At 52.3% G+C, this 23,610-nt stretch carries 18 protein-coding genes; 13 read left to right on the top strand and 5 right to left on the bottom strand.

Annotated elements, in window-relative coordinates; genetic code table 11:
- The first annotated feature begins 11 nt into the window (after nucleotides 1-11).
- The 4 genes from ACH0VJ_RS04830 (at nucleotide 12) to ACH0VJ_RS04815 (ending at nucleotide 3,325) form a co-directional block, all read left to right on the top strand.
- Nucleotides 12-1,244: a winged helix-turn-helix domain-containing protein gene (locus tag ACH0VJ_RS04830; RefSeq protein WP_000056915.1), complete on the top strand. Its 1,233-nt coding sequence runs from the start codon at nucleotides 12-14 to the stop codon at nucleotides 1,242-1,244.
- A gap of 51 nt (nucleotides 1,245-1,295) precedes the next feature.
- Entirely contained in the window at nucleotides 1,296-1,478 is a 183-nt protein-coding gene (gene ycaR, locus ACH0VJ_RS04825; protein WP_000350061.1) for a protein YcaR, read from the top strand.
- The gene (gene kdsB, locus ACH0VJ_RS04820) at nucleotides 1,475-2,221 is read left to right on the top strand and encodes a 3-deoxy-manno-octulosonate cytidylyltransferase (RefSeq protein WP_000011576.1); all 747 of its coding nucleotides are present in this window, start codon (nucleotides 1,475-1,477) and stop codon (nucleotides 2,219-2,221) included. Before ycaR ends, kdsB begins: the two co-directional genes overlap by 4 nt.
- Nucleotides 2,222-2,431: 210 nt before the next feature.
- A complete protein-coding gene (locus tag ACH0VJ_RS04815; protein WP_000436889.1) occupies nucleotides 2,432-3,325 on the top strand; it encodes a YcbJ family phosphotransferase in 894 nt (297 codons plus the stop codon).
- On the opposite strand, the gene elyC is transcribed toward ACH0VJ_RS04815, so the two are convergent.
- Nucleotides 3,305-4,081 carry an envelope biogenesis factor ElyC gene (gene elyC / locus ACH0VJ_RS04810; RefSeq protein WP_000899553.1) on the bottom strand — a complete coding sequence of 259 codons (777 nt, stop codon included), beginning with the start codon at nucleotides 4,079-4,081 and terminating at the stop codon, nucleotides 3,305-3,307. The genes ACH0VJ_RS04815 and elyC overlap by 21 nt on opposite strands.
- A 135-nt stretch (nucleotides 4,082-4,216) precedes the next feature.
- Here elyC and cmoM point away from each other — a divergent pair, with 135 nt between their 5' ends.
- The 7 genes from cmoM to ACH0VJ_RS04775 all read left to right on the top strand — a co-directional run bounded on the left by cmoM (nucleotide 4,217) and on the right by ACH0VJ_RS04775 (nucleotide 15,161).
- Nucleotides 4,217-5,020 carry a tRNA uridine 5-oxyacetic acid(34) methyltransferase CmoM gene (gene cmoM / locus ACH0VJ_RS04805; protein ID WP_001154025.1) on the top strand — a complete coding sequence of 268 codons (804 nt, stop codon included), beginning with the start codon at nucleotides 4,217-4,219 and terminating at the stop codon, nucleotides 5,018-5,020.
- A complete protein-coding gene (gene mukF, locus ACH0VJ_RS04800; protein ID WP_001288829.1) occupies nucleotides 5,013-6,335 on the top strand; it encodes a chromosome partition protein MukF in 1,323 nt (440 codons plus the stop codon). Before cmoM ends, mukF begins: the two co-directional genes overlap by 8 nt.
- Nucleotides 6,316-7,020, top strand: a complete 705-nt coding sequence (mukE, locus tag ACH0VJ_RS04795) for a chromosome partition protein MukE (RefSeq protein WP_000060025.1) — start codon at nucleotides 6,316-6,318, stop codon at nucleotides 7,018-7,020. The genes mukF and mukE overlap by 20 nt, the downstream gene beginning before the upstream one ends.
- Nucleotides 7,020-11,486 carry a chromosome partition protein MukB gene (gene mukB, locus ACH0VJ_RS04790; RefSeq protein WP_000572749.1) on the top strand — a complete coding sequence of 1,489 codons (4,467 nt, stop codon included), beginning with the start codon at nucleotides 7,020-7,022 and terminating at the stop codon, nucleotides 11,484-11,486. Before mukE ends, mukB begins: the two co-directional genes overlap by 1 nt.
- Before the next feature lie 344 nt (nucleotides 11,487-11,830).
- A complete protein-coding gene (gene ldtD / locus ACH0VJ_RS04785) occupies nucleotides 11,831-13,678 on the top strand; it encodes a L,D-transpeptidase (RefSeq protein WP_000925896.1) in 1,848 nt (615 codons plus the stop codon).
- A gap of 259 nt (nucleotides 13,679-13,937) precedes the next feature.
- On the top strand, nucleotides 13,938-14,486 hold the full coding sequence (locus tag ACH0VJ_RS04780; protein ID WP_000357052.1) for a YcbK family protein: 549 nt from the start codon (nucleotides 13,938-13,940) through the stop codon (nucleotides 14,484-14,486).
- Nucleotides 14,487-14,513: 27 nt separating this feature from the next.
- Nucleotides 14,514-15,161, top strand: coding sequence for an MBL fold metallo-hydrolase (locus tag ACH0VJ_RS04775; RefSeq protein WP_001109471.1), 648 nt, complete (start codon nucleotides 14,514-14,516; stop codon nucleotides 15,159-15,161).
- Nucleotides 15,162-15,222: 61 nt separating this feature from the next.
- Here ACH0VJ_RS04775 and aspC read toward each other — a convergent pair whose 3' ends face one another.
- From aspC to ACH0VJ_RS04755, 4 genes are all read right to left on the bottom strand, one after another.
- Nucleotides 15,223-16,413, bottom strand: a complete 1,191-nt coding sequence (aspC, locus tag ACH0VJ_RS04770; RefSeq protein WP_000462652.1) for an aspartate transaminase — start codon at nucleotides 16,411-16,413, stop codon at nucleotides 15,223-15,225.
- A gap of 184 nt (nucleotides 16,414-16,597) precedes the next feature.
- On the bottom strand, nucleotides 16,598-17,689 hold the full coding sequence (gene ompF, locus ACH0VJ_RS04765; protein WP_000977709.1) for a porin OmpF: 1,092 nt from the start codon (nucleotides 17,687-17,689) through the stop codon (nucleotides 16,598-16,600).
- A gap of 606 nt (nucleotides 17,690-18,295) precedes the next feature.
- A complete protein-coding gene (asnS, locus tag ACH0VJ_RS04760; protein ID WP_000117870.1) occupies nucleotides 18,296-19,696 on the bottom strand; it encodes an asparagine--tRNA ligase in 1,401 nt (466 codons plus the stop codon).
- A 200-nt stretch (nucleotides 19,697-19,896) separates the two neighbouring features.
- Nucleotides 19,897-20,358, bottom strand: coding sequence for an Lrp/AsnC family transcriptional regulator (locus tag ACH0VJ_RS04755; RefSeq protein WP_000762343.1), 462 nt, complete (start codon nucleotides 20,356-20,358; stop codon nucleotides 19,897-19,899).
- 316 nt (nucleotides 20,359-20,674) lie between these two features.
- Between ACH0VJ_RS04755 and dpaL the strand changes: the two genes are divergently transcribed.
- Together dpaL and ACH0VJ_RS04745 are read left to right on the top strand one after the other, a co-directional pair.
- Nucleotides 20,675-21,889 carry a diaminopropionate ammonia-lyase gene (gene dpaL, locus ACH0VJ_RS04750; RefSeq protein ID WP_000544848.1) on the top strand — a complete coding sequence of 405 codons (1,215 nt, stop codon included), beginning with the start codon at nucleotides 20,675-20,677 and terminating at the stop codon, nucleotides 21,887-21,889.
- Nucleotides 21,890-22,134: 245 nt separating this feature from the next.
- Nucleotides 22,135-23,568 (top strand): sodium:alanine symporter family protein, encoded by a 1,434-nt coding sequence (locus ACH0VJ_RS04745; RefSeq protein WP_020839440.1) that lies wholly within the window; start codon nucleotides 22,135-22,137, stop codon nucleotides 23,566-23,568.
- Nucleotides 23,569-23,610: the final 42 nt, after the last annotated feature.

Genomic DNA, 23,610 nt, shown 5'->3' with positions numbered 1-23,610 from the left:
TGGAGTCATGAATGTCATTGCCGTACCTTTCTCTTTCCCAGGCCCGTTGTCTTCACCTTGCTGCGCAGGGGCTATTGAAAAAGCCGCGCCGTAACGCGCTGCCTGGCGATGTTCTTGCCGCCATCTCACGCATGGCGTTGCTGCAAATTGATACCATCAATGTTGTCGCACGTAGCCCCTATCTGGTGCTGTTTAGCCGTCTCGGTTCGTACCCGCAGGCCTGGCTGGATGAGGCGCTGCGACGCGGCGAGTTAATGGAATACTGGGCGCATGAGGCCTGTTTCTTACCACGCCGCGACTTTAAACTTATCCGCCATCGTATGCTGTCGCCGGAAAAGATGGGCTGGAAATATCGCGCGGCATGGATGCATGAGCACGCGGAAGAAATAGAACAGCTAGTGCGGCATATTCAGGAGCACGGTCCAGTGCGTTCTGCCGATTTTGAACATGCGCAGAAAGGCGTCAGCGGCTGGTGGGAATGGAAACCACATAAACGCCACCTTGAGGGTTTATTTACCGCCGGAAAAGTCATGGTTGTTGAGCGGCGTAATTTTCAACGTGTATATGATTTAACGCCCCGTGTGATGCCGCACTGGGATGATGGACGCGATGGACTGTCACAGTCGCAGGCGGAAAGCCTGATGCTGGATAATAGCGCGCGCAGTCTGGGGATTTTCCGTGAACAGTGGCTGGCGGATTACTACCGCCTGAAACGTCCTGACCTGAAGGGATGGCGGGAGAGCCGGGCGGAACAGCAGCAGATTATTCCGGTCGAGGTGGAAACGTTGGGGCGGATGTGGCTTCATGCCGATCTTCTTTCGCAGCTGGAACCGGCGCTGAATAACGCCTTAAAGGCGACCCATAGCGCAGTACTGTCGCCTTTCGATCCTGTGGTATGGGATCGCAAGCGGGCAACGCAGCTTTTCGGATTTAACTATCGGCTGGAATGTTATACGCCTGCGGCGAAGCGCCAGTACGGTTATTTTGTGCTGCCGCTATTATACCAGGGCCGTTTAGTCGGGCGAATGGATGCCAAAATGCACCGTAAAACGGGGGTGCTTGAGGTTATCTCGCTGTATCTGGAGGACGATATTCGCCCTGGCGTTAGTCTGCAAAAAGGAATCTGGCAGGCGATTAGCGCGTTTGCTGCCTGGCAACGGGCATCGCGCGTGACGCTGGGACAATGTCCGCCAGGCCTGTTTAGCACCATGCGTCATGGCTGGGAAATAGACCCTGCACCCTAACCGATTATGTTAATATTGAAGGATTCACAATCCGGTCCATCTGGAGGAACTATGGATCATCGTCTGCTTGAAATCATCGCCTGCCCGGTATGTAACGGCAAACTCTGGTATAACCAGGAACAGCAAGAATTAATTTGCAAACTGGACAATCTCGCTTTCCCGTTACGCGACGGCATTCCTGTATTGCTGGAAAATGAAGCTCGCGCCCTGACATCTGATGAGAGTAAATCATGAGTTTCGTCGTCATCATTCCGGCCCGTTTTTCATCTACCCGACTGCCAGGCAAACCATTAGTGGATATTAATGGTAAGCCCATGATTGTTCATGTCCTGGAGCGGGCGCGCGAATCTGGCGCGGAACGCATTATTGTCGCGACCGATCATGAAGACGTGGCTCGTGCGGTAGAAGCGGCTGGCGGCGAAGTGTGCATGACGCGCGCCGATCACCAGTCCGGCACCGAACGGTTGGCGGAAGTGGTAGAGAAGTGCGGATTCAGCGACGATACCGTTATTGTGAACGTTCAGGGCGATGAGCCGATGATCCCGGCGGTTATTATTCGCCAGGTCGCGGAAAATCTGGCACAGCGCCAGGTTGGCATGGCGACGCTGGCGGTGCCGATTCACAGCGCCGAAGAAGCGTTTAACCCGAATGCGGTAAAAGTCGTGCTGGATGCTGAAGGCTATGCGCTTTACTTTTCCCGGGCGACGATTCCCTGGGATCGCGATCGCTTTGCAAAAAGTCTGGAAACGGTAGGGGATACTTGCCTTCGTCACCTGGGCATTTATGGCTATCGCGCGGGATTTATCCGCCGTTACGTGAGCTGGCAACCCAGCCCGCTGGAACATATTGAAATGCTGGAGCAACTCCGTGTGCTGTGGTACGGCGAAAAAATTCATGTCGCTGTCGCCAAAGCGGTGCCCGGCACGGGCGTAGACACCGCCGACGACCTGGAGCGCGTGCGCGCTGAAATGCGTTAACATGATCCTGTTCATGATCGTCTTAGACGGTCATGAACAGCGCGGTATGATAGCGCAAAGATGAATACTCACGTCTGCTCATCAGTGACGGCTTTCTCGTACCGTTACGATTTTCCTCATTTTTCTTTTCTTCCCTTGATCTGATACGGGTGACATCTGTCCATACGACGCTCATTATTAAAGCAGTAGCACTAATGGGGGTAATCTGGAATGGAACAGTTGCGGGCCGAACTCAGTCATTTGTTGGGTGAAAAACTTAGCCGTATAGAGTGCGTGAATGAGAAAGCGGATTCCGCATTGTGGTCATTATATGACAGCCAGGGCATTCCGATGCCGCTGATGGCGCGAAGTTTTACCACTCCCGGCGTTGCGCAGCAACTGGCATGGAAAACCTCAATGCTGGCGCGTAGCGGTACGGTGAGGATGCCGGTAATCTATGGCGTATTGACGCATGAAGAGCATCCTGGTCCGGATGTGCTGCTACTGGAACGACTGCGCGGTGTGCCGGTCGAGGCGCCGGCGCGCACTCCGGAACGCTGGGAACAGCTAAAAGATCAGATTGTCGAAGGATTGTTAGCCTGGCATCGGCAGGATAGCCGCGGTTGCGTGGGCGCTGTAGACCATACTCAGGAGAATATCTGGCCTTCCTGGTATCGTCAGCGGGTGGAGGTGCTGTGGACGACGCTAAATCAGTTCAGCAATACCGGCCTGACGATGCAGGACAGACGCATTCTGTTTCGTACCAGAGAATGTCTTCCTTCGTTATTTGAAGGGTTTAACGATAACTGCGTACTGGTGCATGGCAACTTCTGCCTGCGCAGTATGCTTAAAGACGCCCGTAGCGATCAGCTTCTGGCAATGGTCGGCCCCGGGCTGATGCTGTGGGCGCCGAGAGAGTTCGAACTGTTTCGCCTGATGGATAATCCATTGGCGGAGGGATTGCTTTGGCATTATCTGCAACGCGCGCCAGTGGCGGAGTCCTTCATCTGGCGGCGTTGGCTCTATGTGCTGTGGGACGAGGTTGCGCAATTGGTCAATACCGGACGTTTTAACCGTACCAATTTTGATCTGGCGGCGAAATCATTACTCCCCTGGCTTGCCTGATATGCCTTTCAGCCATTGCCAAAGTCGCCCTAATGTTTCATACCCAGCGCGATCGCTGTGCATCAGCCAGACCGGGGACGGAATTGCCCGCTCCCAGGGATTGAGCGGCGAATCGATCGCCAACTGATTCGCCGGTGCGGGAAGCGGATTCAGCCCTGCATGCTGAAAGAAAATCATCGCACGCGGCAAATGCGAGGCGGAGGTTACCAACAGGAAAGGGGCGTCGCCGATGGCCTGCTTAACGGCGGCGGCTTCTTCTTCCGTATCTTTTGGCTTATCCAGCGTAATAATATCGCTACGCGGTACGCCCAGCGACTGCGCCACCCGCGCACCGACTTCCGCTGTGCTTACCGTATTGGTTTTTGCTATGCCGCCGGTAAAAATCAGCCTGGCTCCCGGATTCGCGCGCCACAGCCGAATGCCTTCCGCCAGCCGCGGCAAGCTGTTGTTAATTAAATTAGAGCTCGGCGCCCACTGCGGGTTCCAGGTATAGCCGCCGCCGAGAACCACAATATATTCCACCTTTTGCGGACCCTGCCAGGTAGGGTAGCGGTTTTCTATCGGACGCAGCAGATGGTCAGAAACGGGTTGCAGGCTTAATAGCAATAGCGCCAGCCAACCTACGCTGATAAATACTTTTCCGGTTTTCTGAAAGCGGCTAAACCAGAGCAGCGCCAGGCCGACGCCAATGATCAGCAACATCAGCGGAAGCGGCAATAACATACCGCCAATCACTTTCTTTAGTGTAAAAAGCATCCTTTTTGGTTCCTTTTTTAACCATATAGCGGAGGATTAACGGTGATATTACACCAGACAGGTTCATTCTCGCCGCGGCTGTGACAAAATAGCGGTTTTATCAGATAACGCCTGAGCCAGCCTGTGGAGAGTCCGATGCAGGATCGCAATTTTGATGACATCGCTGAAAAGTTTTCCCGTAACATTTACGGCACGACCAAAGGACAACTGCGGCAAGCCATTCTGTGGCAAGACCTGGACCGCGTGCTGGAGGAGATTGGCGGGCGAAAACTGCGGGTACTGGATGCCGGCGGCGGCGAAGGGCAAACGGCGATTAAGATGGCGGAACGCGGCCATCAGGTGACGTTATGCGATCTGTCTGGCGAAATGATCGCCCGCGCGCGGCAGGCGGCCGAGGCAAAAGGTGTGAGCAAAGACATGCATTTTATACAATGCCCGGCTCAGGACGTCGCTTCGCATTTGGAAAGCCCGGTTGATCTGATATTGTTTCATGCTGTGCTGGAGTGGGTAGCCGATCCTGTCGGCGTATTAGAAACGCTCTGGTCAGTATTGCGCCCTGGCGGCGCGCTGTCGTTGATGTTCTATAACGCTAACGGTTTGCTGATGCACAATATGGTGGCGGGTAATTTTGACTACGTGCAGGCGGGGATGCCTAAACGCAAGAAGCGCACGCTGTCGCCTGACTACCCGCGCGACCCCGCGCAGGTGTACCAGTGGCTGGAGGCGATTGGCTGGCAGATTACCGGTAAAACCGGCGTGCGTGTGTTTCATGATTATCTGCGTGAAAAACACCAGCAGCGTGACTGTTATGAGACCCTGGTCGAACTGGAAACGCGTTATTGCCGCCAGGAGCCGTATATTAGCCTTGGGCGCTACATTCATGTCACCGCGATTAAAAGCCCGGCGCTAGCCGCAGATGCAAGGATAACCTATGAGTGAATTTTCCCAGACAGTCCCCGAACTGGTTGCCTGGGCCAGAAAAAACGACTTTTCCATCTCGCTGCCGGTAGACAGACTTTCCTTTCTGCTGGCGGTCGCCACGTTGAACGGCGAACGCCTTGACGGCGAGATGAGTGAAGGCGAGCTGGTGGATGCATTCCGCCATGTGAGTGATGCGTTTGAGCAAACCAGCGAAACCATCGGCGTGCGCGCTAATAACGCGATTAACGATATGGTGCGTCAACGTCTGCTGAACCGCTTTACCAGCGAGCAGGCGGAAGGCAATGCGATTTACCGATTAACCCCGCTCGGGATTGGCATCACCGATTACTACATTCGTCAACGCGAATTCTCTACGCTGCGTCTTTCTATGCAGTTGTCGATTGTGGCCGGCGAATTGAAGCGCGCGGCGGATGCGGCAGCGGAGGGTGGCGATGAGTTCCACTGGCATCGCAACGTTTACGCGCCATTGAAATATTCGGTGGCGGAGATTTTCGACAGTATCGATCTCACCCAGCGCATCATGGATGAACAGCAGCAGCAGGTGAAAGACGATATCGCACAACTGCTGAACAAAGACTGGCGGGCGGCGATTTCCAGCTGTGAACTGCTGCTTTCCGAAACGTCCGGTACGCTGCGCGAATTGCAGGATACGCTGGAGGCGGCGGGCGATAAGCTGCAGGCTAACCTGCTGCGCATTCAGGATGCCACGATGACGCACGACGATCTGCATTTTGTCGACAGGCTGGTGTTTGACTTACAAAGTAAACTTGACCGCATTATCAGTTGGGGTCAACAGTCTATTGATTTATGGATCGGCTACGATCGTCACGTGCATAAATTTATCCGTACCGCGATCGATATGGATAAAAACCGTGTCTTCGCCCAGCGGTTGCGCCAGTCCGTACAGACTTATTTTGACGATCCGTGGGCGCTAACCTACGCGAATGCCGATCGTCTGCTGGATATGCGCGATGAAGAGATGGCGTTGCGTGACGATGAAGTCACCGGGGAGTTGCCGCCGGATCTGGAATATGAAGAGTTTAACGAGATCCGCGAGCAGTTAGCGGCGATCATTGAAGAACAGCTGGCTATCTACAAAACCAGACAAACGCCACTGGATCTTGGGCTGGTGGTGCGCGAGTATCTGGCGCAATACCCGCGCGCGCGTCATTTCGACGTGGCGCGTATTGTTATCGATCAAGCGGTACGTCTTGGCGTAGCGCAAGCAGATTTCACCGGACTGCCAGTCAAATGGCAGCCGATTAATGATTACGGAGCCAAGGTACAGGCGCATGTCATTGACAAATATTGAACAAGTGATGCCGGTTAAGCTGGCGCAGGCGCTGGCGAATCCGTTATTTCCGGCGCTGGATAGCGCATTACGTTCGGGCCGCCACATTGGGCTGGACGAACTGGATAATCATGCCTTTCTGATGGATTTTCAGGAATACCTGGAAGAGTTTTACGCGCGTTATAACGTGGAGTTGATTCGCGCGCCGGAGGGGTTCTTCTACCTGCGTCCGCGTTCTACCACGCTTATCCCGCGCTCGGTGTTATCCGAACTGGATATGATGGTCGGTAAAATTCTCTGCTACCTCTATCTTAGCCCGGAGCGTCTGGCCAACGAAGGGATCTTTACTCAGCAAGAGTTGTACGACGAGCTGCTTACCCTTGCGGACGAAGCCAAACTGCTAAAGCTGGTGAATAACCGCTCGACGGGATCTGACGTTGATCGTCAGAAACTGCAGGAAAAGGTGCGTTCTTCTTTAAACCGCCTGCGTCGTTTGGGCATGGTATGGTTTATGGGCCACGACAGCAGCAAATTCCGCATTACCGAATCGGTCTTCCGCTTTGGCGCGGATGTCCGCGCCGGCGACGATCCTCGCGAGGCGCAGCGTCGTCTCATCCGCGACGGGGAAGCGATGCCCATTGAAAACCATCTGCAACTTAATGATGAGACCGAAGAGAGTCAGCCGGACAGTGGAGAGGAAGAATAATGATTGAACGCGGTAAATTTCGCTCGCTAACGCTGATTAACTGGAACGGTTTTTTTGCCCGCACTTTTGACCTGGATGAACTGGTCACGACGTTATCCGGGGGCAACGGCGCCGGGAAATCCACGACGATGGCGGCGTTCGTCACGGCGCTGATCCCGGATCTCACATTACTGCACTTTCGTAACACCACGGAAGCCGGCGCCACCAGCGGTTCGCGCGATAAAGGTCTGCACGGTAAGCTGAAGGCGGGCGTCTGTTACTCCATGCTCGACACCATTAATTCCCGCCATCAGCGGGTGGTGGTCGGCGTGCGTCTGCAGCAGGTCGCTGGGCGCGATCGCAAAGTGGACATCAAACCGTTCGCTATCCAGGGGCTGCCGATGTCGGTACAGCCGACACAACTGGTGACGGAGACATTAAACGAACGTCAGGCGCGCGTACTGTCGCTTGCTGAGCTGAAAGACAAGCTTGACGAGATGGAAGGCGTGCAGTTTAAGCAGTTTAACTCCATCACCGATTATCACTCGCTGATGTTTGACTTAGGGATTATCGCCCGTCGTCTGCGCTCCGCTTCCGATCGTAGTAAATTCTATCGTTTGATAGAGGCCTCGCTGTACGGCGGGATCTCCAGCGCCATTACCCGATCGCTACGCGATTATTTATTGCCGGAAAACAGCGGCGTGCGCAAGGCATTCCAGGATATGGAAGCGGCGCTGCGCGAGAACCGACTCACGCTGGAAGCGATTCGTGTTACCCAATCCGATCGCGATCTGTTTAAGCATTTGATCAGCGAAGCCACCGATTATGTGGCGGCGGATTATATGCGTCACGCTAATGAGCGTCGGGTTCACCTTGATCAGGCGTTGGCGTTTCGACGCGAACTGTACACATCGCGCAAGCAGCTGGCTGCGGAGCAGTACAAGCACGTCGATATGGCCCGTGAGTTGGGCGAACATAACGGCGCCGAAGGTTCTCTTGAAGCGGATTACCAGGCGGCGAGCGATCACCTGAATCTGGTGCAAACCGCGCTGCGTCAGCAGGAAAAAATTGAACGCTACGAAGCGGATCTTGAAGAGCTGCAGATTCGACTCGAAGAGCAAAACGAAGTGGTGGCGGAAGCCGCCGAAATGCAGGACGAAAATGAAGCGCGTGCCGAAGCCGCCGAGCTGGAAGTCGATGAACTCAAAAGCCAGCTTGCGGATTACCAGCAGGCGCTGGATGTACAGCAAACGCGCGCGATTCAGTATAACCAGGCGATATCAGCGCTCGCCCGCGCTAAAGAACTTTGCCATCTGCCGGATCTAACGCCGGAAAGCGCCGCCGAATGGCTGGATACTTTCCAGGCAAAAGAGCAGGAAGCTACGGAAAAACTGCTGTCGTTGGAACAAAAAATGAGCGTGGCGCAAACCGCGCACAGCCAGTTTGAGCAGGCTTACCAGCTAGTAGCGGCGATCAACGGCCCGCTGGCGCGTAGCGAAGCCTGGGACGTGGCGCGCCAGCTGTTACGGGACGGCGTGAACCAGCGTCATCTGGCGGAACAGGTACAGCCGCTGCGGATGCGCCTGAGCGAACTGGAACAGCGGCTGCGCGAGCAGCAAGAGGCGGAACGTCTGCTGGCGGAGTTCTGTAAGCGACAGGGCAAAAATTTTGATATTGACGAACTGGAAGCGCTGCATCAGGAGCTGGAAGCCCGCATCGCGTCCTTGTCTGATAGCGTGTCGTCAGCCAGCGAACAGCGTATGGCCTTGCGTCAGGAACAGGAACAGCTTCAGTCGCGTATTCAACATCTGATGCGGCGTGCGCCCGTCTGGCTGGCGGCGCAAAACAGCCTGAACCAGCTTAGCGAACAGTGCGGCGAGGAGTTTACGTCCAGCCAGGAAGTGACCGAATACCTGCAACAGCTGCTGGAGCGTGAGCGCGAAGCCATTGTCGAACGCGACGAAGTGGGCGCGCGTAAAAATGCGGTTGATGAAGAGATCGAACGTTTAAGCCAGCCGGGCGGCGCGGAAGATCAGCGTTTGAATGCGCTGGCGGAGCGTTTTGGCGGGGTACTGCTGTCGGAAATCTACGATGATGTCAGTCTTGAAGATGCGCCGTACTTTTCCGCACTGTATGGCCCGTCGCGCCATGCGATCGTCGTACCGGATTTATCGCAAATAGCCGAACAGCTTGAAGGTCTGACCGACTGCCCGGAAGATCTGTACCTGATCGAAGGCGATCCGCAGTCTTTTGATGACAGCGTATTCAGCGTTGACGAGCTGGAAAAGGCGGTGGTCGTGAAAATTGCCGACCGTCAGTGGCGTTATTCGCGTTTCCCGTCGCTGCCTATTTTTGGCCGCGCGGCGCGTGAGAACCGTATTGAGAGTCTCCATGCGGAACGGGAAGTGCTTTCCGAGCGCTTTGCCACGCTCTCGTTTGACGTGCAGAAAACCCAGCGTTTGCACCAGGCGTTCAGCCGTTTTATCGGCAGCCACCTTTCCGTTGCCTTTGAGGACGATCCGGAAGCGGAAATTCGCCGACTGAACGGGCGTCGCGTCGAACTGGAGCGCGCGCTGGCGACGCATGAAAACGACAACCAGCAGCAGCGCCTTCAGTTTGAGCAGGCGAAAGAGGGCGTTTCCGCGCTTAACCGTTTGCTGCCGCGGCTGAATTTATTGGCCGATGAAACGCTGGCCGATCGGGTCGATGAAATTCAGGAACGGTTGGATGAGGCGCAGGAAGCGGCGCGATTTGTGCAGCAATATGGCAACCAGTTAGCCAAACTGGAGCCGGTAGTTTCCGTTCTGCAAAGCGATCCGGAACAGTTTGAGCAGTTAAAAGAAGACTATGCATGGTCGCAGCAAATGCAGCGCGACGCGCGCCAGCAGGCTTTTGCTCTGGCTGAAGTTGTCGAACGTCGGGCGCATTTCAGCTATTCCGACTCGGCGGAAATGCTGAGCGGCAACAGCGATCTCAACGAAAAGCTGCGCCAGCGGCTGGAGCAGGCGGAAGCCGAGCGTACCCGCGCCCGCGAAGCGTTGCGCAGCCATGCCGCGCAGTTAAGTCAGTACAGCCAGGTTCTGGCCTCGCTAAAAAGCTCTTATGACACGAAAAAAGAGCTGCTTAACGATTTGCAGCGCGAATTACAGGATATTGGCGTTCGCGCCGACAGCGGGGCGGAAGAGCGCGCCCGCCAGCGTCGCGATGAACTGCACGCCCAGTTGAGCAATAACCGTTCGCGTCGCAATCAGCTTGAGAAAGCGCTCACCTTCTGCGAAGCGGAGATGGATAACCTGACCCGTAAGCTGCGCAAGCTGGAGCGCGATTATCATGAAATGCGCGAGCAGGTCGTGACCGCGAAAGCCGGCTGGTGCGCAGTCATGCGGATGGTTAAAGACAATGGCGTGGAGCGCCGTCTGCACCGTCGTGAGCTGGCTTATCTGTCGGCGGATGAACTGCGCTCCATGTCGGATAAGGCGTTGGGCGCGCTGCGCCTGGCCGTCGCGGATAACGAACATTTACGCGACGTATTGCGCCTGTCGGAAGATCCGAAACGCCCGGAACGTAAAATCCAGTTCTTTGTGGCCGTTTACCAGCATCTGCGCGAACGTATTCGTCAGGATATTATTCGTACCGACGATCCGGTTGAAGCCATTGAACAAATGGAGATTGAGCTGAGCCGTCTGACGGAAGAGCTGACATCGCGTGAGCAAAAGCTAGCGATCAGTTCCCGCAGCGTGGCAAACATTATCCGCAAGACTATCCAGCGTGAGCAGAACCGTATCCGTATGCTGAACCAGGGTTTGCAAAGCGTCTCGTTTGGACAGGTGAATAGCGTGCGGTTAAACGTCAACGTGCGTGAAACGCATGCCACCTTGCTGGATGTGCTTTCAGAACAGCAGGAGCAGCACCAGGATCTGTTTAACAGCAATCGTCTGACCTTCTCCGAAGCGCTGGCGAAACTGTACCAGCGTCTGAATCCGCAGATCGATATGGGGCAACGCACGCCGCAGACCATCGGCGAGGAGTTGCTGGACTACCGTAACTATCTGGAAATGGAAGTTGAAGTTAACCGTGGGTCCGACGGCTGGCTGCGTGCGGAATCCGGCGCGCTATCAACGGGGGAAGCTATCGGGACCGGGATGTCAATTCTGGTGATGGTGGTGCAAAGCTGGGAAGACGAAGCGCGCAGACTGCGCGGGAAAGATATTTCGCCATGTCGCCTGCTGTTCCTCGATGAAGCGGCGCGTCTGGATGCGCGCTCTATTGCCACGCTGTTTGAACTATGTGAACGTTTGCAGATGCAGCTCATCATCGCTGCGCCGGAAAACATCAGTCCGGAGAAGGGCACGACGTATAAACTGGTGCGTAAAGTGTTTCAGAATACTGAGCATGTTCATGTTGTCGGGCTGCGTGGCTTTGCGCCGCAGCTTCCGGAAACGCTTCCCGGTACGCAGACGGAAGATACGCCTTCAGAAGCGAGTTAAACACGGCAGAAACGATGACGTGCCGGATGGCGCCTCGCTTATCAGGCAAGGCCGGATAAGTCGGTTACGCCGCCATCCGGCACAACAAGTTCTGTTTTATCATTAGCCTGGGGCGGCGAAAGCCGCCTTTTTCTTTATCTGAAAAATCTCTCCGGGTAGTGCATTTTCTTTAAACTTCTTTACATTAGGTTAGGCAAAAACGTAACGAACTTTATATACTGGAGTTAAGCCTGACGAGTGAGCAGGCTGACTCGTCATACTAAACAAAAGCATTGGTTGCGGTTGACCCGCGCTGCGGGCAGCGCAGTCATGCGGAGTATGATAACGAAAACAGGGGGCAAGGGATGTTGCTTAATAAGATGTGTGGTCGTTGTCTGTCGGCAATCAGTTTATGCCTGGCCGTAACATTCGCTCCACTGTTCAATGCGCAGGCCGATGAGCCTGAAATGATACCTGGCGATAGCGCCGTTGCCGCGACGGATCAGGCTGGGCCGCAGAAGCAATCCGCCGCGACGGCGATTATGGCCGGGATTCAGCCGCTGCCGGAGGGCGTTTCAGCCGAGAAAGTCCGGGCTGATTTACAGTCGCAGCTTCCTTCCGGCTATACGCCGGTCTATATGAGCCAACTGACATTGCTGTATGCCGCGCGCGACATGAAGCCCATGTGGGATAATCGCGATGCGGTGAAAGCCTTCCAGCAACAGTTGGCGGAGGTGGCGATTGCCGGATTCCAGCCGCAGTTTACCGCCTGGGTGGCATTGTTGACCAATCCCGCCGTAAACGGTATGGCGCGCGATGTTGTGTTGTCAGACGCCATGATGGGCTATCTCCATTTCATTGCGAATATCCCCGTCAAAGGCCAGCGCTGGTTATATAGCAACAAACCTTACGCATTGGCGACGCCGCCAGTCTCGGTGATTAACCAGTGGCAAATCGCGCTGGAAGAGGGCCAGTTGCCGATGTTTGTCGCCAGCCTGGCGCCGCAGCATCCACAGTATGCGCCCATGCATGACGCGTTGCTGAAGCTGGTGGCGGACTCTCGCCCGTGGCCGCAGTTGGCCAATACCGCGACGCTGCGCCCGGGGCAATGGAGTAACGATGTGCCTGCGCTGCGCGAAATATTACAGCGTACGGGGATGCTGGATGGCGGTCCAAAGATAGCCTTACCCGGCGATAACACTGCTGATAGCGCCGTCGTCAGCCCCTCCGCCGTGGTCGACGAAACATCGGTGGCGCAGCCGGTCGACGAACCAACGGCCCGCCGTAGTAAGTCGGCTCCGGCGGCACGCGCCTACGATCGTGAACTGGTCGAGGCGGTAAAGCGTTTTCAGGCATGGCAAGGGCTGGGGGCGGATGGCGTTATTGGCCCGGCGACGCGTAACTGGCTTAATATGACCCCCGCGCAACGCGCAGGCGTACTGGCACTGAATATCCAACGTTTACGCCTGCTGCCGGCGGAACTCTCTACCGGTATTATGGTAAACATTCCCGCTTATTCGCTGGTCTACTATCAGAATGGCAACCAGGTGCTGGCTTCAAGGGTGATCGTCGGGCGTCCCGATCGTAAAACGCCGATGATGAGCAGCGCGCTGAATAATGTGGTGGTGAACCCGCCGTGGAACGTTCCGCCCACGCTTGCGCGTAAAGACATTTTACCGAAGGTGTGGAATGACCCAGGCTATCTGGAGCGCCATGGCTACACCGTGATGCGCGGCTGGAACAGCAAAGAAGCGATCGATCCGTGGCAGGTTGACTGGGCCACCATTACGCCATCGAATCTTCCGTTCCGTTTCCAGCAGGCGCCAGGCGCGCACAATTCGCTGGGGCGTTATAAATTTAATATGCCGAGTTCAGATGCGATCTATCTGCACGATACGCCTAACCATACTCTCTTTCAGCGTGACGCCAGGGCGTTAAGTTCCGGCTGCGTGCGGGTCAATAAGGCCTCTGAACTGGCGAATATGCTCTTGCAGGATGCTGGCTGGAACGATGCGCGGATCTCTGGCGCCCTGAAGCAAGGCGACACGCGGTATGTCAATATCCGGCAGAACATTCCAGTAAATCTTTACTATCTGACCGCGTTTGTCGGCGCAGATGGACGTATGCAATATCGTACAGATATTTACAATTACGATCTCACAGCGCGATCCAGCGCACAAATTGTGCCAAAGGTTGAACAATTAATCAGGTAAATGAAGAAGTTCTGGTAAATATGTTGTCCTAATGTTTGGCTTCAACGGGGCGTTTCGCTGTAGACCCCCGTTGTGGCTGGGGGAGGGCCATCTTGACGCGGGCTTTATCGGAAGTTAAGGTGCCTTTCGTGCGCCAGAAGTGCATATACAACAACCTTTAAGTCGACCGGGCCGTTCAGAAGTCTGTGCCAGCCGGTATCATGTCTGCTTAAAGGTAGAAGTGTATTAACGATAACATTGACCTGTAGACCTGATTATCATGGACAAATTTGACGCTAATCGCCGCAAGCTGCTGGCGCTTGGTGGTGTCGCTCTCGGCGCCGCCATCCTGCCCGCGCCAGCGTTTGCCACACTCTCGACCCCACGCCCGCGCATTTTGACGTTAAACAATCTCCATACCGGAGAGTCAATCAAGGCGGAGTTTTTCGATGGAAGAGCCTACATTCAGGATGAATTAGCAAAGTTAAACCATTTTTTCCGTGATTATCGCGCGAATAAAGTCCGATCAATCGATCCCCGCCTGTTTGACCAACTTTACCGACTTCAGGGGCTGTTAGGGACGCGTAAACCTGTGCAGCTCATCTCAGGCTACCGTTCTCTTGATACCAATAATGAATTACGCGCCCGTAGCAGCGGCGTAGCGAAAAAAAGCTACCATACAAAAGGGCAGGCGATGGATTTTCATATTGAGGGCGTGGCACTGAGCAATATTCGCAAAGCGGCGTTATCTATGCGCGCAGGTGGTGTAGGATATTACCCACGTAGTAACTTTGTGCATATTGATACCGGGCCGGCGCGGCACTGGTAATCAGCGAGGCTTAATCAAAGGAGCAGTATGAACTATCGTATTATTCCGGTCACCGCGTTCTCCCAGAACTGTTCATTAATCTGGTGCGAACAAACCCGGCTGGCGGCGCTGGTCGATCCGGGCGGCGACGCGGAAAAAATTAAACAGGAAGTGGACGCCAGCGGCGTGACGTTGATGCAAATTTTACTCACGCATGGGCATCTCGATCATGTCGGCGCGGCGAGTGAACTGGCGCAGCATTACGGCGTTCCTGTTATCGGTCCGGAAAAAGAAGATGAGTTCTGGCTGCAAGGACTGCCGGCGCAAAGCCGCATGTTTGGTCTGGATGAGTGTCAGCCGCTGACGCCTGATCGCTGGCTGAACGACGGCGATCGCGTCAGCGTGGGGAATGTGACGTTACAGGTGTTACATTGTCCGGGACACACGCCGGGACACGTGGTTTTCTTTGATGAACAGTCGCAACTGCTGATCTCCGGCGATGTGATTTTCAAAGGTGGCGTCGGGCGCAGCGATTTTCCTCGCGGCGATCACACCCAGTTGATTGACGCCATTAAGCGTAAATTATTGCCGCTTGGCGATGATGTGACCTTTATTCCTGGCCACGGCCCGCTCTCTACGCTCGGGTACGAGCGTCTGCATAATCCCTTCTTGCAAGATGAGATGCCGGTCTGGTAAGCAGAATGAAAAAGCCTGCACATTGCAGGCTTTTTTATCGGTCACGCCAGTCGGCAGCTTTTTACAGTACCGCGACAATGGCTTCGCACAGTGGCGCCATATTATCCGGGGTCATGCCCGCCACGTTCACGCGACCAGAAGCCACGGCATAAACGCCGAACTCTTCACGCAGACGCAGCACCTGAGCTTTGGTCAGACCGCTGAATGAGAACATCCCGTTCTGCTTGATAATAAAGCTGAAGTCACGGTTCGCGCCTTTTTCCTGCAAGGTATTCACGAACAGTTGACGCATACGCTGGATACGCTGGCGCATGTCCGTCAGTTCCTGTTCCCAGATAGCGCGCAGGGCGTCATTACTCAGGATAGTCGCGACGATGGACGCGCCGTGCGCTGGCGGGTTGGAGTAGTTAGCGCGAATGGCGGATTTCATCTGGCTAAAAGCGCGATCCACGGTTTCCGCATCGGCGGCAACGAGGGTGCAGGCGCCGACGCGCTCATTATATAAGCCGAAGTTTTTGGAGTAGGAGCTGGCGACAATGAGCTCTTTATGCAGCGCGGCAAAGGCGCGCAGACCTTCCGCATCTTCTTCCAGGCCGCGGGCAAAGCCCTGGTAAGCGAAATCGAATAGCGGCAGCCACCCTTTTTCAACGGAAAGCTCAGCCAGAACCTGCCACTGTTCCAGAGTAGGGTCAATGCCGGTTGGGTTATGACAGCAACCGTGGAACAGAACCACATCGCCGGCCTGTGCTTCGCTCAGGCTGGCTTGTAGCGCTTCAAAATCCAGCGTGTGATTTTCCGCATCGTAGTAAGCGTACTCCCGAACTTCCAGGCCGGCAGCGTTAAACACGCTTTTGTGGTTCGGCCAGCTGGGGTTGCTCACCCACACCCGTTTTACCGGAGTATTTTTTGCTAAAAAGTCGGCGGCAATGCGTAACGCGCCGGTACCGCCCGGCGTTTGCGCCGTGCGTGCGCGCTTATCGTTAATCAGCGCGCTGCCTTTGCCGAACAGCAGTTCCTGAGTGCAGCGAGCAAATTCCGGAATCCCGTCAATGCCGAGATAGTTTTTCGTCGTTTCATTTTCCAGTAAATACTGCTCGGCTTTTTTAACGCTGGTGAGCACCGGTGTTTTGCCGGTTTCATCTTTATATACGCCAATGCCAAGGTTAATTTTCCCTGGACGGTCATCGGCGCGAAACAGATCGGCCAGGCCCAAAATCGGGTCGGCAGGAGCGGCGGTTATGTTCTCAAACATGACGAGGTTCCATTATAGTTACAGAAGGGAAATCCGCTATCAGGTTAACGGCAGATTTACAAAATGCCAACCGTTAGCGCTAAAAAGCCCGCCTGTTTTTGAAAGACGCACATTTTCTCTAAGAGAGATAAAAAAACAGGACCGAAGTCCTGTTTTTGAGGCATAAAACAAAGGGGTCTGCTGATCAGAACTGGTAAGTAATACCGACAGCCGCCTGATCGTCGGTGCCAACGTAGCTGGAGCTGTAGTCGTTTTCGTCCAGCAGGTTGAAACGGTAGTCAACCCATACGTTCATGTTTTTGTTGAAGTAGTAAGTCGCGCCCGCCTGAATATATTTCGCCAGATCGGCCGAGCCGTCGGCGCCGTTCAACTGCTTACCTTTACTCTGCACATACGAGATTGCCGGACGCAGGCCGAAGTCAAACTGGTACTGAGCGACCACTTCCAGGTTCTGCGTTTTGTTTGCCATTTCCACGGTATCGGTAACCGTATTTTCAACAATGCTCATATTGCGGGTTTCAGCATATACGGCAGCCAGGTAGACGTTGTTTGCATCATATTTCGCGCCAACGGCCCATGACTCTGCGCGATCGCCATTACCATCGCGATCCTGCTGATCGTTAGTACGCTTGCTGTTGCTGTACGCTGCGGTGACGCCAAAGCCGTCGAACTCATATGCCATGGTGTAACCTACGCCATCGCCATTCTGAGAGTTAATGCTGTGGTTGTCCTGATTTTTACCCTGATACTGGATACCGAAAGAGAGACCGTCCACCAGACCAAAGAAGTCAGAGTTACGGTAGGTCAACAAACCGCCAGCACGGCTGGTCATGTAGTTATCGGTATAGGCGCCGCCCCAGGTTTCGCCGGAGAAGTAGGGGGCCATATCGGTATAGGATTCAACATCGTAAACGATACCGTAGTTACGACCATAATCGATAGAACCCACTTCCGCGTATTTCAAACCCGCGAAAGCCAGACGGACCAGATTCGAGTTCTGCTGTTCGCCTTCAGCGCGGTCTGCTTTAGTACGGTATTCCCACTGACCGAAACCGGTCAGATCGGTGTTAATTTGCGTTTCCCCTTTAAAACCAATCTGGGCATAAGTCTGGTCGGCATTTTTACTATCGCCAGTCGTTGTCCATACGTGACGACCCACGGCTTTACCGTACAGATCCAGCTTATTACCATCTTTATTATAAATTTCTGCTGCGTTTGCGGTTGCAGCAGCCAGCAGGGCAGGGATCACCGCTGCCAGGATTTTGCGCTTCATCATTATTTATTACCCTCATTGGTTTTTTTATATGACACCTGCCACTGCCGTCAATAAATTCCGTCAATAAAACTTTACAGAAATATTGATGAGAGTTTGGTGTCTTTATGTGTCTGACAGGCATCTTTCCATTCAAACTAACGTTTCGCTACCGTGAAAGTGCTACAAATATAAAGATTTAGTTTCAGAAGGAAAAAATATGTAAATAAATGTTATTTTCGCGGAACTTTGTGAACAACGTCAAACTTCCCCTGAGTTCTCGCTTTGATTTGATCGTTTTTCTTTTATCACTATGATTTTATTGTGATTATTCGCTTGTAGAACCGTTGTGCCTGAAAAAGCAGCAGACGAGCTATTTCATAAGAATAGCCATTTAGAAGTCTTGATGTCCGAAATTATGGTGAAAAATTGTGCTATTAGAGCAGAAAAATCTAATCCGCAATAAAATTAAGGATTAATTTTTATGTGTAAATATTTTCGTGAAATATACAGTAACAAGATGTTGTAATTCAGAGGGTTGTAATTAAATTTATTTACTTATTGATAATAAAACTGACATTCAGGCGAAAAAAAAGGCCAGCATAGCTGGCCTTGAGTGTGACGTAAAAATCAGAAGCTGGCGTTGCGTGGGGTCCGTGGGAACGGAATAACATCGCGCACGTTTTGCACACCAGTGACGTAAGCGATAAGGCGTTCAAAGCCCAGGCCAAAGCCGGAATGCGGTACAGTACCGTAGCGACGCAAGTCGCGATACCACCAGTAATCCTCTTTATTCAGCCCCATTTCGGCCATACGGGCATCCAGCACATCCAGACGCTCTTCACGCTGGGAACCACCGATGATTTCGCCGATTCCCGGCGCCAGCACATCCATGGCCGCCACGGTTTTGCCATCTTCGTTAAGGCGCATGTAAAACGCTTTAATTTCTTTCGGATAGTTTTTCACCACTACCGGCGCTTTGAAATGCTCTTCCGCCAGATAACGTTCGTGTTCGGAAGAGAGGTCGACGCCCCAGAACACCGGGTTTTCAAATGTCTTACCACAGCGTTCCAGAATGGCGACCGCATCGGTGTAATCCACCTGAGCGAAGTCGGTAGAGACAAAACGCTCCAGACGAGCGATAGCGTCTTTATCCACGCGTTCGGCAAAGAACTTCATGTCATCCGCACGCTCTTCCAGAACCGCGTTGAAGACATATTTCAGCATGGCTTCCGCCAGACGGGCGTTGTCTTCCAGATCGGCGAATGCCACTTCCGGCTCCAGCATCCAGAACTCCGCCAGGTGGCGGCTGGTGTTGGAATTTTCCGCGCGGAAGGTCGGCCCAAAAGTATAGATTTTGGACAGCGCACAGGCATACGTTTCACCGTTGAGCTGGCCGGAGACGGTCAGGAATGATTCTTTGCCAAAAAAGTCTTTGTCAAAATCTACTCTGCCCTGGTCGTTACGCGGCAGGTTTTCCAGATCCAACGTTGAGACGCGGAACATTTCGCCAGCGCCTTCGGTATCGGAAGCGGTAATCAGCGGGGTAGAGACCCAAAAGAAACCCTGCTCATCGAAGAAGCGATGCAGCGCCTGCGCCAGAGTATGGCGGACGCGCGCTACCGCGCCAATCAGGTTGGTGCGCGGGCGCAGATGCGCGACTTCACGCAGATACTCAATGCTATGGCGTTTTGCCGCCATCGGGTAGGTATCCGGATCTTCCACCCAGCCTGCGACCTCTACTTTCGTGGCCTGGATTTCGAAACTTTGCCCCTGTCCCGGCGACGCGACAACCTTACCTGTTACTACCACGGAGCAGCCTGTCGTCAGGTGTAATACTTCTTCATTATAATTGGGCAGAGAATTATTGATGACAGCCTGTACAGGATCAAAGCAGGAGCCGTCATAAACGGCGAGGAAGGAGATGCCAGCTTTTGAATCTCGGCGGGTACGCACCCATCCGCGCACGGTGACTTCTTGGTCAACGGCTACGCGGCCCTGGAGTACGTCGGCTACAGGCACAACGCTCATAATATTCTCTCTAGTTAATAGTCGGAAAAAATAAACACTTGTCCACCCGAAATGGGGGTATTCCTATGTTACCTGGCATCTGCAATCAGACAAGCAGAAATCGCATCTGGAAGCAGGTTTTCAGAAAGAAACCTGTAAAAAGTTCGCACCTGCTCGCGAACCATTGAGAATTTAGGCTGGTTTTGCAAGCTTTGCGCACGTTACTCGATCAGGACGCGCATCTCTTGCTTGGCGTTTTGCATCACGACAATCGTTTTAAAAGACTTTATATTGCCTGAGGAAAAGAAAAGCTCACGGGTAAGCGTTTCATATTCCGCCATGTCACGAACATTGAGCACCAGTAAAAAGTCGAAATCGCCCGTTACGTAGTAGACCTGCTGCACCTGCGGGCAACTGACAAACCGTTGACGAGCCTCTTCCAGTAAATTGAATCGCTCGTTTTCGATCACCACCTGCACCACAATCGTGACCGGGCGTCCTACTTTGCCAGCATCAATAAGGCTGACATTGCCTTTAATTATGCCCGCCTCCTCCAGTGCCGCGATACGACGATTCACTGCCGAAGGTGAAAGATTGACCTGTTCGGCGATTTCCCGCTGAGAAAGACGATTATCGCGCTGCAATAATGTCAGAATGTTTTTATCCCAGGCGTCAAGCTTCATATCGCAAATAACCTCTTTAATGTGATGACTATCACTGTGCGCAATTTTGCCGCGTCCAGGCCGTTAAAAAAAGGTGAAAATTGCACGACGATGGGCATTTTCGCGCCATTTAACAGCAATAAGCATAGTACTATCATAATCAGCGGAATAAAGAAAAGGACGTAATAGATATTGTGCGACTCTTTTATCAGTACGTTTATTAAAGTGAGGATAACCACTACTACAGCCACAAAACGCGAGTTCTTTGCTTGTTTCTACTCAATAATTGACAAAAATATATTATTTCAATAAATAAACTTTAACAAAAGGTATCATTATGCATGAGCTTATTAAATATCAGTTTAATACACGTCGGAAAAAATATGGTACAGGAGCGGCCTTAAGTTTGCTTAACGGAAATGTTGGGCATGAGGTGTTAGCATTTCATAAAAAATTACCCAATTATGCCGTCACGCCGTTACATAATCTGGCGCATCTAAGCCAGCGGCTTGGACTAGGGTCCATCCATATTAAAGATGAATCCTGGCGTTTTGGTCTGAATGCTTTTAAAGGTCTGGGCGGCTCTTATGCTGTAGGAAAATATCTCGCTGATAAATTGCAATGTGATATTAACTCGTTAAGTTTTGCTGCCCTTAACACTCCTGAGATTAAAGAAAAAATTAAAGATTGTGTTTTTGTTACCGCGACGGATGGCAATCATGGCCGTGGTGTGGCGTGGGCGGCGGAGCAATTAGGTCTAAAAGCCGTCGTTTATATGCCTAAGGGATCATCGTTAATCCGGGCAGAGAATATTCGTCATCATGGAGCTGAATGCACCATCACCGATCTGAACTACGATGATGCAGTGCGACTGGCCCATAGAATGGCGCAAACAAAAGGCTGGGTGCTTTTGCAGGATACAGCCTGGACAGGGTATGAAGAGATCCCAACGTGGATTATGCAAGGCTATATGACACTAGCGGTTGAAGCTTATGAGCAGCTCGCAGAAACAAACAGTCCGTTGCCAACCCATCTTATTTTACAAGCGGGGGTGGGATCGTTTGCTGGCAGTGTTATGGGTTATTTTGTTGAAAAAATGCAGGAAAATATCCCTAATATTATTGTGGTTGAGCCGCATCAGGCCAACTGTCTTTATCAATCCGCAGTTATGGATGATGGTCAACCTCACTGCGTCACTGGCGATATGGCGACGATAATGGCCGGGCTTGCGTGTGGGGAGCCGAATATTATCAGTTGGCCTATTATTCGGGACAACACCAGTTGTTTTATTTCCGCTGATGACTGTCTGGCGGCTAAGGGTATGCGTATTTCTGCCGCGCCGCGTCCAGGTACGGATACGCCTTTTATTTCCGGCGAGTCCGGAGCTATTGGCGTAGGGTTACTTTATGAGTTGATGAACAATATGCATTATCAGGATCTTGCTAATCGCTTACAGCTTGATGCCAATGCTCATGTTTTGCTTATTAGCACCGAAGGCGATACGTCCCCAGATATTTATGAAGATATAGTCTGGAACGGACGCAGTGCTTAAACATTACGACTAAAAAATTAGATAATAAAGGCAGCATGTAAAAAACGCGTTTTTTATACGCATAATAAACCTAATGCAGGAAGCAAAACTTCATAACAATATACCATTAAAACGGCATTTAGTGAGTAAGGGATGCTCCTACCCGCTGACTTTCCAGTTTAGTGTTGTTGGCAAAATTCAGGATTACGCTGAACTGGAAAGATTATTTCTGAGACTGAACGAATTAATTTAAATCCGAGGTCATTATGTTAGAGCAACTTTCACAACTCTTTGAATTTCTATGGGGTGGCCCATTATTTTTGTGTGTTATCGGCATTGGCTTTTATTTCACAGTACGCCTCAAATTTTTCCAGATTATCAATTTAAAAGAAATTTACCGTAATACAATTGGTACACTTGCCGGAAAAAATAAACAAAACACTACTGGCGAGGCAGCGTCTAAAAAATCCTTAAAATCAATAGAGGTGGCTGCCACTGTGCTATCCGGCTCATTAGGCGCGGGAACGATCGCAGGTGTTGCTGCGGCTATTGCGGTTGGCGGACCTGGGGCAATTTTCTGGATGTGGATCATTGCGGTCGTGGGTATGATGACCAAAATGGTTGAAGTGACGCTGGCGGTGAAATACCGAAGTAAAGGTGAGAATGGCGAATATTATGGCGGCCCAATGCATTATATTAAGAAAGGGCTCAATAAAAAATGGCATCCCCTGGCAGGATTATATGCGTTTGCATTAATGATTCTGGTTATTACGGATGCCTGTTTTGTGCAAACTAATACGATGGCGGCGGTCATTCACTATACGTTTGACATCCCAACAAGCGTCATCGGGGGATTTATTGTCATCGTAGGCGCGTTGGTTATTTTAAAAGGACTCTCCAGTCTTGGTAAATTCTGTACGATTGCACTTCCACCGATCACCATTGCCTATTTCATTGGTGCCGCTGGTGTAGTGGTATTGAATATCGAGGCTATCCCACAGGTTATAAAAAGTATTTTCTATTATGCCTTTGCCCCTGCGCCAGCAGCCGGTGGCTTTGTCGGGTCAACCATCATGATGGCCATCAGTAAAGGAGCCAGTCGCGGAATATTCACTAACGAAGCCGGCATGGGTACCTCGGCCACAGTACATGCTACTGCCAACGTGGATTACGCTTTCCGTCAGGGAATGTGGGGGGCAGTGGAAGTTTTTTTTGTCTCAATGATTACCTGTAACTTTACTGCATTTGCTGTACTTGCTTCTGGTATGTGGACAGACGCCAGTTATCAAGGTATTCAGATTATCTTTGCCGCCTTAAAAGAAACATGGCATCCGATTATTGTTCAGGTTCTCTGTCTCGGTGTGGCGTTGATTCTGTTTACTTCTTATCTTGGCTCATATATTAAATTTCGCACTTCGATAAACTATATTTTTGGCGATAAGCTAGAACGCATCATTAAATGGCTATATTTTTTGCCGCCACTGATTGCCGTTAATATGGAAATCCCGGTAATCTGGTTAATGGCTGATATTGCTGTCGGTTTTCTGGTTATCCCCAACGTAATTGCTCTGTTCTTGCTGCGTAAAGAATTTATTAGCGAATTCAATATATTCAGAACGCGTACACAGCGGGACACTAATTCTGTAAAAACAACGCAAATTACGCACGTAAATATGTCGAAGAGTGAAGGGGAAGAATAGTCACCATCGCGGCCAGAACAGGTAAGATGGTCAGAAGAGTAA

This window comes from Salmonella sp. 2020_1459, from assembly GCF_043847915.1.
Lineage (GTDB): Bacteria > Pseudomonadota > Gammaproteobacteria > Enterobacterales > Enterobacteriaceae > Salmonella > Salmonella enterica.
Note: the sequence above shows the minus strand (reverse complement) of the source record. Positions and strands in the feature narration are given on the sequence as shown.